Below are 10,421 nucleotides of genomic sequence, written 5' to 3' on the forward strand. Positions count from 1 at the left end.
GGTCGTCGTGCGGCGACTAAGCTGGCAATAGCGGCCCGCGAGCCGCGCATCCCGTCACGGCCCGGGCACGGGGCCTCGCCTCGCGGTGGCTGGCGATCCTCCCGGCACCCGGCGTTCCATGGAGACAAGACGCCATGTCCCGTTATCGCATTCCCCTCTCGATGGGGCTCATTGCGCTGCTGGCCGGCTGCAGCGGCGGCGCCATCGCCCCGAACTATACCAGCGAGAACCCTGACATCATGCGGATCGGCAACCAGCGCCCGGCCGATCCCCAGGTCACCGTCGAGAGCCTGGGTTCCTACTGTCTCGAGATCACCGAGACCTGGAGCGAACAGGGCGACACGCCCGACGGCCAGAAACTCTGGGCCCTGAGCACCCAGCGCAAGGTGGTGCCTTGTCAGTAGGGGGCGTGCCCGTTGGTTTTTTTCGATCAGCGCCGGATGGGAAGAGGAGAGCGGTGATCAACCTGTTGCGCTTCCTTCCCGCGGACATGGGGCGAGAGCACTTCGAGACCCTGCTGGAGGCGGACCGCCTGCGGGTCGAACTCATCGTGTCCCGGGGGCAGGCCTCGCCGGAGCAGGGCTGGTATGACCAGGCCCTCGATGAGTGGGTGGTGGTGCTGACGGGACAGGCGAGGCTGGCCTTCGAGGATGATGCGAGGGAAGTGTCGCTGGGGCCCGGTGACCATCTGATCATTGCAGCCCATCGGCGCCACCGGGTGACCTGGACGGCCCCGGACATCGAGACCCGCTGGCTGGCGATCCACTTCACGGCGAGCGGTGATGTCTCACCCCTCGACTAGTGCCGCGTATCTAAAGAGCCTGGCCATGACGCCCTGGCGGCCCCACGGCCGCCAGGGCCGTGGGTCGTCGATCGGCCAGCAGGACGACGCTTTAGAGCGCCGGCGAATGCCGGTAGACGCCGAAGTGGCGCAGGCCTCGGTCGGCCAGGTGCAAGGCCTGCATGCGGCTCATCACGCCCTGGTCGCAGTACAGTAGGTACTGCTTGTCGGCGGGAAGGTCGGCCGCCTGGTCCTGCAGTTCGTAGAAGGGGATATGGATCAGCGGGATGCGTTGCAGCTCCAGGGGAGCCGCTTCCTGCTCGTCGGCGCGGCGGATGTCGATCACGCAGGGAGCATCCAGGTGTCCCAGCGCTTCCGGCGAATCTACCGTCATTACCTCGGGAAGTGGGGCCTCTCGCTCGAGCACCTGGTCGATGCGCATGACCTCGGTGGCCTGGATGGCATCTTCCAGCACTCGCTCGTCGAACTCGGCCTCGGCGGCATGCACGTCACCCAGCGGAGCCTTGTTGTGCGGGCGACGCGAAATGACCCCGCAGTACTCGGGCATGGACTCGGCGAATCTGGCCGTGCCGATCATCCTCGCCCGGTCGATGATGTCCTGCTTGTCGTCGGTCAGCACCGGCCTGAGGATCGGCAGGGTGCTGGCGTCGTCGATCACCGCCAGGTTACTGAGGGTCTGGCTGGACACCTGGGCGATGGCGTCCCCGGTGACCAGCGCCGGTATCCGCAGGCGTTCTGCCATCCGCCCGGCGACACGCATCATCATGCGCTTGAGCACCACCCCCATCAGGCCGTCGGGGATCGAGCGCAGGATCTCGGCGACCACGCCCTCGAAGGGCACCGAGACGAACTTGACCTTGTGTGACACGCCGTAGCGTTCCCACACGTGGTGGCTGACTTCGCGCACCCCGGCCTCGTGGGCCGGACCGCCCAGGTTGAAGAACAGGAAGTGCGTCTTGACGCCCCGCCGGATCATCTTCCAGGTCGCTACCGGCGAGTCGAAGCCGCCCGAGATCAGCGACAGCGCCTGGCCCTGCACGCCCAGCGGGTAGCCACCGAGCCCCTTCCAGCGAGCCCTGATCACCTGAAGGCGACGATCATTGAGCTCCACCGGCACCACGACCTCGGCGTGCTTGAGATTGACGCGAGCCGTCGGCGACGCCTCGAGCAGCTTGCCGCCCAGATAGCGCTCGATGTCCGCCGAGGTGAAGTCGTGCTCGCCGCGGCGCTTGGCCTGGACGCGAAAGCTGCGACCGGCAATCGCTGGGCTCCACAGCGGCACGATGTGCTCGGCGGCCTGCTCCAGCGAGTCGAAACGGACTTCCTCGGTAGCGAGGATCTGCTGGATGCCGGGGATGCGCGTCAGGCCGTCCTCGATGGCGGCCGTGGTCTCGTCGGCGAGCCCCTCGGGCAGGCGAACACGGATGGCGTCCCATTGATCCTTGACCCTCACGCCCTGATCGAGGCGGCGCAGGGTGTTGCGGATATTGGCCGTCAGGCAGCGAGTCATCTGCTGACGCACCGAACGGGACTTAATGGTAATTTCGGGATGGAGTTTGAGCAGGTAGAGCATGCGGGGCGGCGTTGAAAAAGTGTCGCGGCATTATATCAGCTGCCGAGGCCGGGCGCAGTCGATGGGGAGGCGGCGATGCCGCGAGGCGGTCCGCCTCCCTGAGTGGTTCGAGAGAGGATGAGAGGAGCCTGGAGTCAGTAGAGGGCCTGCTCTTCCCTGACCACTTCCTTGAGCAATTCCAGGAACAGGCGATCGGCCTCCGAATGTTCCTTGGGGTCTTCCGGGATATGCACGCTGGTGGTATCGGATATCTCGTTGGCGATGCGCGCCATGACGTCCGATTGATCGCCCTCGCCGAGGCGTTGCCGGGCGATCGTCAGGGACTGTTCCAGGATCTTGGGATCTTGCAGCAATTTCTTGATGAAGCTGCGTAGCTCATTGATGACGCGAGTCTTTTGGATTTCCGATGAGGACATGCCATTCTCCTTGATACTGGACGGTACTCGTTACGGCGACGATATCACGTTTGTATCGTGTCCTGAGAGCGATACCTTGGGCGTCTCTGTAGGCAATGGCTTACAATGGGGATCGTGAATCGCTCACATAAGAATTATTTTATGTAGGTGCCTAAATCACTGCATTCTGTTACCTTCTGTAACAGCCTTTACTGATGTTCATATTCCGGCTGATACCCTCTGGGTGGGAAGCGCCCGCGGCGGGCATGACCACTGTTGCTGCGTCTACGGCCATCGTGGCGCCGCCAGAGGCCCAGCGAGCGAAGAAAAGAAAAAGAAAGACAATACGATCCTCAATGCCACAGCCTATGTCGATCAAGGGAGTTGATATGAAGTGCCCTAGCTATCCAGTGACATCGCGTCGCGCGCAAGGCCGTCTGATGCGCGACCTGATGGTCGGCGCCAGCCTTGTCCTGCTGCCGCTTGCTTCGGCGGTTGCCCAGTCTTTGCCGGAGGGGCTGATGTCACCTGGGTCTTCCGATCTACAGGGCGTGGTTCAGCGGTCGATCTCGACCAATCCCGAAGTGCAGGCGGCTTGGCAGGCTTTCCAGGCCGCGGGCTACGATCGTCGGGCGGCCTGGGGGAACTACCTCCCGAGTCTCGACGCCAGCGCCGGGGTGGGGCGGGAAGACCGCGAGCGCGACGGACGTGGTAGCTACGATACCGACTACGCCGAGCTGACTCTGAGCCAGATGATCTACGATGGGTTCGCCACCAGCAGCGAGGTGGAACGTCTCGATCGTGCTGAGCTGGTGCGTTACTACGAGCTGCTCGATGCCAGTGAGACGACCTCACTGGAGGCGGTGCGTGCCTATCTCGACGTTCAGCGCTATCGCGAGCTTGTGCGCCTGGCCCAGGAGAGCTATCGCAAGCATCTGGAGGTGTTCAACCAGATCGAGGCCAGGGCGCTATCGGGGGCCGGGCGCGGCGTCGACCTCGAGCAGATCAGCGGGCGCCTGGCGCTGGCCGAGTCCAACCTCATGACCGAGGCCTCGAACCTGCATGATGTGACGGCTCGCTACCAGCGTATCATCGGAGAGCTGCCATCGACGTCGCTGGCGCCGGCTCCCGCTTTCGGTGATCGCCTGCCCGGTGATGTCTCCGAGGCGCTGAACCTGGCGTTCCAGGGGAATCCCGAGTTTCACGCCGCGATCGAGAACATTGCTGCCACGCGTGCCGAACGTCGTGCCTCACAGGCGGCGTTTCATCCCCAGCTGGACCTGGTCGCGCGTACCGGCACTTACCAGGACAGCGATAGTGGCACGGCGTTGAATTCGGATTCGCGACAGGATCGCAGCAGCATCGAGTTGGTGGCGAGCATGAATCTGTATCGCGGGGGCAGTGATCTTGCCAGCTTCCGCGCCGCCAGCGAGCGGGTCGAGCAGTCCATCGATCTGCGTGAAAAGGCCTGTGTCGACGTTCGTCAGACGACTCAGATCGCGTACAACGACAGTCAACGCCTTCGTGAGCAGCTCGCCTATCTCAACCAGCATCGGCTTTCCACCAATCGCGTGCGGGGTGCCTACCAGCAGCAGTTTGACATCGGCCAGCGCAGCCTGCTGGATGTTCTGGATACCGAGAATGAATACTTTGAATCCAGTCGTGCCTATGTCAACGCTCAATTCGACGTGGCGCTGGCCGACGCCCGCACGCTGGCGGCCACAGGGCGCCTGATGCAGGTGCTGGACGTGCGTCGCAGCGATATGCCGACCCTGGCGGAGCTGGGCAGTGATGGCGTGAGCCTCGATCCCGAGACGATCTGCCCGGCGCCCGGTCCTGGCGGCTACACGCTGTCTGACTTCACGCGTGGCATCACGGCGTCCTCCAGCCAATCGTCGGATGCCACCATGCAGTGAGCCGATGAGCCTCACGGCTGGCAAGCCATCGAGCCAGCCGTAGGGGGCGCGTTGCCTGAACCGGTTCTATCTCCTGGTTGAACGGACATCTGAGGTGTGTGTTGACACAACGTGAAGCTCTCGAGGAAAACGAAGCCGCCGGGTCCGCCGTCAAGGACGAGCTGCTCGAGTGCCTGCTGACCATTTCCCTCGTGCACGGGCATGAGGTCAGTGCCGATTCCCTGACCGCGGGCCTGCCGTTGGAGCAGGGGTGTCTTACGCCAGGCGTGTTTCCACGTTCGGCGTCGAGGGCCGGCCTGTCGGCGCGCATCGTCAAGACCCGTCTCGTGCAGCTCAACCCCGCCCTGTTTCCCGTGGTGCTGTTGCTCGAGCCGGGGCGTGCATGCGTACTGCTGGCACTGGATCTCGAAGCTCGGCGTGCACGGGTCGTGTTCCCAGAGCTCGGCGAGGCGGATACCGAGGTCGACCTGGATGGTCTCCAGGCGAGCTACAGCGGCCAGGCGATCTATGTCAGGCCCAGGTTTCGCTTCGACTCCCGGGGGCCGGAGGTCAATCGAACGCGTGGTCGTCACTGGTTCTGGAGCGTGATCCGCGAGAATCGGCGCCTGTATCGCGATGTCATTGCCGGTTCGGTGGTGATCAATATCTTTGCGTTGGGCATGCCGATCTTCGTGCTCAACGTCTATGACCGTGTGGTGCCCAATCACGCCACCGAGACGTTGTGGGTGCTGGCGGTGGGGATCTTCATCGTACTGTGCTTCGATCTAGCGCTGCGCCTGATGCGTGGTGCCTTTGTCGATCTGGCGGCCAGTCGGGCGGATGTCAAGCTGTCCTCGAAGCTGATGTCGCAAGTGCTGGGCCTGCGTCTGTCGGCCCGTCCTTCTTCGACGGGTACTCTCGCCTCCACTATGCAGTCTTTCGAGTCGGTGAGGGCCTTCATCGGTTCTGCGACGGTCGTTGGGGTGGTCGATCTGCCTTTCGTGATGCTGTTCGCCGCCATCATTGCGCTAATTGGCCCGCCGCTGGTGATTCCGGTATTGGTGGGCATCGCCTTCGTGTTGCTCTACGCGCTGGCCGCCCAGGGCAAGCTTCACGAGCTGTCGGAGACGACCTGGCGAGCGAGTGCCCAGCGCAACGCCACGCTGATCGAATCGATTTCTCAGCTCGAGACGCTCAAATCCCTGCGAGGCGAGAGTCGCGTCCAGGGTGGGTGGGAAAGAGCGTCGGCGTTTCTGTCGCGCACGGCTGCGCAGTTGAAGATGGTCAGCTCATCGGTGGGCAATGTCGCGCTATGGGCACAGCACAGCGTGTCCGTGGCGGTCGTCATCACGGGCGTCTACTTGATTATCGAAGGCGAGCTGACACAGGGCGGCTTGATCGCGGCTTACCTGCTGTCGTCCCGCGCCATGGCGCCGGTCAGCCAGGCGGCGGCATTGCTGGCCCAGTATCATCAGGCCTCCACCGCCATGCAGTCGTTGAATGGCCTGATGGACTTGCCGGTGGAGCGCTCCGAGGCGAAGCCTTTCATCGACCGGCCCGTGGTGCGTGGCGAGTTGCGTTTCGACAATGTGACGTTTCGCTACCCGGATGAGCAGCGTGAGGCCTTGAGAGGCGTATCGCTGTCCCTGGCCGCCGGCGAAAAAGTCGCGGTGCTGGGTCGCGTGGGCTGTGGCAAGACGACGCTTCACAAGCTGCTGCTGGGCTTGTACGAACCCTCCGCTGGCGCCGTCAGCCTGGATGGCGTGGATGTTCGCCAGTTCGACCCCGTTCAGCTGCGGCGCCACTTCGGTTATGTGCCCCAGGACGTCACGCTTTTCCACGGTTCGCTGAGGGACAACATTCTGGCCGGATCTGGTAGCGACGCGGTAGACGACGAGTCGCTGCTGCGTGCCATTCGGTTCAGTGGGCTCAACGCGCTCGTCGATGGGCATCCCGACGGTATCGATCTTGAGGTCGGGGAGCGGGGGCAGCGACTGTCGGGCGGCCAGCGTCAACAGGTTGCCATTGCCAGGGCGCTCGTGCACGAGCCCAGGATCCTGCTGCTCGACGAGCCGACCAGTGCCATGGATCACTCTTCAGAGGAATCGCTCAAGGCTCGCTTGAAGGAGGTCGGGGAGGACAAGACGATGTTGATCATCACCCACCGTACCTCACTGCTGTCGCTGGTGGATCGCATCATTGTCATCGATGCGGGGACGGTGATGGCAGATGGTCCCAGGGATCAGGTGATCGAGGCCCTGCGCAAGGGGCAGATCGGGAGGGCCGCATGACCCAGGACTCTCGTACCAGCGAGCAGCGCGGTTTCGAAGCGATTGGGCGTTTCTCCAATGTGGGGGGGAAAGCGTTTCGGCCCTTCATCGACCGCTTGTTCGCGCGACGCGTCACCTCCGCACACATGGATCGTGACTGGGCCAGCGATGCCGACTGGGCGCGGCTCCAGCAGGAACCGCTACGGGCCAGGCTGCTGCTCTATACCGTTTTGGTGGCGGTGGTGGTGCTGATTGTCTGGTCGATTTTCGCCCCTCTGGATGAGGTGACGCGAGGCACGGGGAGAGTGATTCCCTCCAGCCAGCTGCAGAAGATTCAGTCCTTCGATGGCGGGGTGGTCCAGGAGATCCTGGTCTCTGAGGGGGAGCGCGTCGAGAAGGGACAGTTGTTGATGCGTATCGACCCGACGCGCTTTCTTGCCAACTTCCGCGAGAACAGGGCCAAGGCCGAATCGCTGGAGGCGCGTGCCGAACGGCTGCGCGCGCTGGTGTCCGATGCGGCATTTTCACCCTCGTCGTCCCTGGTGGAGCGGGCGCCGGATATCGTGGCCCAGGAGCGTGAGTTCTATCAGAGCAACCTCGATTCACTGGACGAGCAGAAGAAAATCCTCCAGGAGCAGTTGGCTCAGCGCCGGGCAGAGCTGGACGAGGCCCAGTCGCGTCGTGATACCGCCGAGCGTGAGCTGGGCATGGCCGGTCGGGAGCTGAGTCTGACGCGTCCCCTGCTGGATTCCGGGGCGGTCTCCGAAGTCGAGGTGCTACGTCTGCAGCGTGAGGTGACCCAGGCCCGTGGCCAGCGCGACCAGGCGGCCGCCCAGGTGGATCGCTTGCAGTCGGCCATCGAGGAGGCCCAGTCGAAATTGCGCGAGGTCGATCTCGAGGCACGCAACGAGTGGCGCAACGAGCTGTCGAGCACTCTGGCCGATCTCGGCGCGCTCGACGAGTCGAGTGCTGGCCTCCAGGATCGCGTGCGGCTGGCGGAGATACGCTCCCCGGTGGACGGCATCGTGCAGCGGTTGGGCATCAACACCCTTGGCGGTGTGGCCCAGCCCGGACAGGAAGTCGTCGAAGTGGTGCCGACCGACGACGCTCTGCTGGTCGAGGCGCGCATCGCTCCGCAGGACATCGCTTTCCTGCGTCCCGGGCAGCCTGCCACCATCAAGCTCACGGCTTACGATTTTGCGATCTATGGCGGGCTGGAAGCGGAGTTGGTGCATATCAGCCCTGACACCATCACCGATGACGAGGGTAATACCTTCTATTTGGTCAAGGTCCGTACCATGGAGGGTGAAGGCGAGCACCAGGCTCTGGATGTGATACCGGGGATGACGGCGCAAGTGGACATTCTGACAGGAAAACGCACGGTGATGCAGTATCTGCTCAAGCCGGTCCTCAGGGCCTGGCAAGAGGCTCTGGGAGAACGATGATGGAGCAGCATTTCGTATGCCGAGAGTCGGTGCTGATGGCGAGATGGCGTGAGGCCTTTCCCGAGGCCCGATGCGTGGACGAGCCGGCCGCGATTGCCGCTGCCTCGACCGAGATGCAGGCCTGGGTAGTGACCCATATCGAGGAGTGGCCTGCGCTGGTGAGTGACCTCTCTCGCCGGGGTGCCATCGTCACCGTGCTCAGCCCGGCTCCGGAGTCGCGGCAGGCGCGGCGCGCTCTTGAGGCGGGAGCGCGGGGCTATGCGCACCTGCTGTCGCCCCCGGAGGCGCTGCGCCAGATTGCCCTGGTCACCGCCAATCAGGGGATCTGGGTCCTGCCGGAGCTCATGGCCCAGGTTGTGGGCGGCGCCTACCGCGCGCTTGGCGGTGCGGCTCGGCTCTCCAATGGCGCCTTGGAGCCCTTGACCGAGCGCGAGCGCGCCGTGGCCCTGGCCGTGGCGGAGGGTAACAGTAACAAGGCCGTGGGACGCCTGTTAGGCATCACTGAGCGGACCGTCAAGGCCCACCTGGGAGCCAGCTTTCGAAAGCTGGGTATTCGAGATCGCATGCAGCTGATTCTCAAGCTATCTGAGCAGTAGGCAGCGTCGCTACACCAGGCGCGCTGACTCGATGAGCGTTGCGAAGGGATCGCCTGTCGGCGTAGCGGTTAGTCTCTTGTCGCCTGGGGCTGTGGCCCGCCGGGCGTATGGTGCGTCGGGCTTCACTTGGGGGTAGTGGCCTGACCAAGGCACGCCCTTTGTTCGGCGTGGACCACGCGCCTGGGCGCGGCAGGCGCAGAGTTTCTCCCCTCGGTATGACGAGGCCGGCTCCGACTCTTCCGGAGCGTCATCGGCCATCTGTCTGGTAAGAATTCGCTATCGCTGGCGGATCGTTCTCTGTAGTGCTTCCTTGTCCATCGGTACAATGTCGATGAGAGAAATGCTGATTTAGCATTAAGCCTCTGGCTAGACCGTCTTTAGTGATCGCGCCGGTCTACGCATCCGTACACAAGGAGTCATGCCATGGCCATCGCCACCGTCGTTTCCGTTTCAGGTCAAGCTTGGGCAAAGGACAGCCAAGGCAACCTGCGAGAGCTACACGCGGGCGATACCCTGAGAGAGGGCGAGACGCTCGTCACCGGGGATAACGCCAGCGTCGAGCTCGATTTTGGCGACGCCTTCGGACCCACCACTATCGGTGGCGGAGAAGAAGTGGCGATGACTCCCGAGCTGGATGTCGATGTATCGATTCCCGTCGAGGAAGCCAGCGTTCAGGACGGTGACCTCGAAGCCCTGCTGACCGCCATCGAGCAGGGCAGTGGTGATCTCCTGGACGAACTCGAGGATCCCGCCGCCGGTGGTGGTGGCGCCCAGGGCGGCGCCGGCCATGACTTCGTTCGCCTGGCGCGCATCACTGAGCAGGTCGATCCGCTCTCCTTCGATTTTTCAGGTGTGCAGGCATCGGGTGTTGAGGTGCGTGAGGGTGAGACCTTCACGCCCTCTGATGCCGAACCGCTGAATGGTGAGGTCGAAGCCGTCGACGACGCCTTCGTGACGAACGAAACGGCCCCTCTGGACGGTGCCAATGTACTGCTCAATGACAGCGATCCGGATGGCGATGTCCTGAGCGTGTCGGACCCGGGGCCCCGCGATGTCGTCTTTACCATGCCGGATGGCACGACGGTATCCGTGATCGTCGAAGTGTCGGCCGATGGCTCCGTAAGCTTCGATCCGGGCGACGTTTTTCGACCGCTCGATGACGGTGAAGTCGCCACCGGGACCTTGTCCTATCAGGTCACGGATGGCAATGGCAGCAGTGACGCTGGTCAGGTAACCGTTACCGTTTCGGGCGCCACCGACGCGCCGCCGACGGTCGACATCGACGACAATGCCCCGGACGCCGACGGCGCCGAGCAGCGCGTGGTCGAGGCCAGCGGCGACACCGTCACCGGTACCGCCACCGTGGGCGCCCAGGCCGGCATCGCCGGCGTGACCGTCAACGGCAGCGATATCACCGATGCCAGCAACAGCCCGGTGACCATCGT

At 63.7% G+C, this 10,421-nt stretch carries 9 protein-coding genes; 7 read left to right on the forward strand and 2 right to left on the reverse strand.

The window, feature by feature from the left end; translation table 11 throughout:
* Nucleotides 1–134 precede the first annotated feature (134 nt).
* Together ACGTN6_RS11270 and ACGTN6_RS11275 are read left to right on the forward strand one after the other, a co-directional pair.
* The gene (locus tag ACGTN6_RS11270; protein ID WP_394591618.1) at nt 135–404 is read left to right on the forward strand and encodes a hypothetical protein; all 270 of its coding nucleotides are present in this window, start codon (nt 135–137) and stop codon (nt 402–404) included.
* A 53-nt stretch (nt 405–457) separates the two neighbouring features.
* A complete protein-coding gene (locus ACGTN6_RS11275) occupies nt 458–802 on the forward strand; it encodes a cupin domain-containing protein (RefSeq protein WP_394591619.1) in 345 nt (114 codons plus the stop codon).
* A gap of 91 nt (nt 803–893) precedes the next feature.
* On the opposite strand, the gene thiI is transcribed toward ACGTN6_RS11275, so the two are convergent.
* Together thiI and ACGTN6_RS11285 are read right to left on the reverse strand one after the other, a co-directional pair.
* Entirely contained in the window at nt 894–2,375 is a 1,482-nt protein-coding gene (gene thiI / locus ACGTN6_RS11280; protein WP_394591620.1) for a tRNA uracil 4-sulfurtransferase ThiI, read from the reverse strand.
* A 134-nt stretch (nt 2,376–2,509) separates the two neighbouring features.
* Nucleotides 2,510–2,791 (reverse strand): hypothetical protein, encoded by a 282-nt coding sequence (locus tag ACGTN6_RS11285; RefSeq protein WP_394591621.1) that lies wholly within the window; start codon nt 2,789–2,791, stop codon nt 2,510–2,512.
* Nucleotides 2,792–3,210: 419 nt separating this feature from the next.
* On the opposite strand from ACGTN6_RS11285, the gene ACGTN6_RS11290 reads away from it, so the two are divergent.
* From ACGTN6_RS11290 to ACGTN6_RS11310, 5 genes are all read left to right on the forward strand, one after another.
* Nucleotides 3,211–4,686, forward strand: a complete 1,476-nt coding sequence (locus ACGTN6_RS11290) for a TolC family outer membrane protein (protein ID WP_394591622.1) — start codon at nt 3,211–3,213, stop codon at nt 4,684–4,686.
* Between the two features lie 101 nt (nt 4,687–4,787).
* Nucleotides 4,788–6,956: a type I secretion system permease/ATPase gene (locus tag ACGTN6_RS11295; RefSeq protein WP_394591623.1), complete on the forward strand. Its 2,169-nt coding sequence runs from the start codon at nt 4,788–4,790 to the stop codon at nt 6,954–6,956.
* Nucleotides 6,953–8,380 (forward strand): HlyD family type I secretion periplasmic adaptor subunit, encoded by a 1,428-nt coding sequence (locus ACGTN6_RS11300; protein ID WP_394591624.1) that lies wholly within the window; start codon nt 6,953–6,955, stop codon nt 8,378–8,380. Before ACGTN6_RS11295 ends, ACGTN6_RS11300 begins: the two co-directional genes overlap by 4 nt.
* Nucleotides 8,377–8,976 (forward strand): response regulator transcription factor, encoded by a 600-nt coding sequence (locus tag ACGTN6_RS11305; protein ID WP_394591625.1) that lies wholly within the window; start codon nt 8,377–8,379, stop codon nt 8,974–8,976. Before ACGTN6_RS11300 ends, ACGTN6_RS11305 begins: the two co-directional genes overlap by 4 nt.
* Before the next feature lie 423 nt (nt 8,977–9,399).
* Nucleotides 9,400–10,421, forward strand: a 1,022-nt coding sequence (locus ACGTN6_RS11310; RefSeq protein ID WP_394591626.1) for a retention module-containing protein, incomplete at its 3' end; no start/stop codon positions are given.

Origin of the sequence: Halomonas sp. B23F22_20 (genome assembly GCF_043496985.1) — a bacterium.
Lineage (GTDB): Bacteria > Pseudomonadota > Gammaproteobacteria > Pseudomonadales > Halomonadaceae > Halomonas.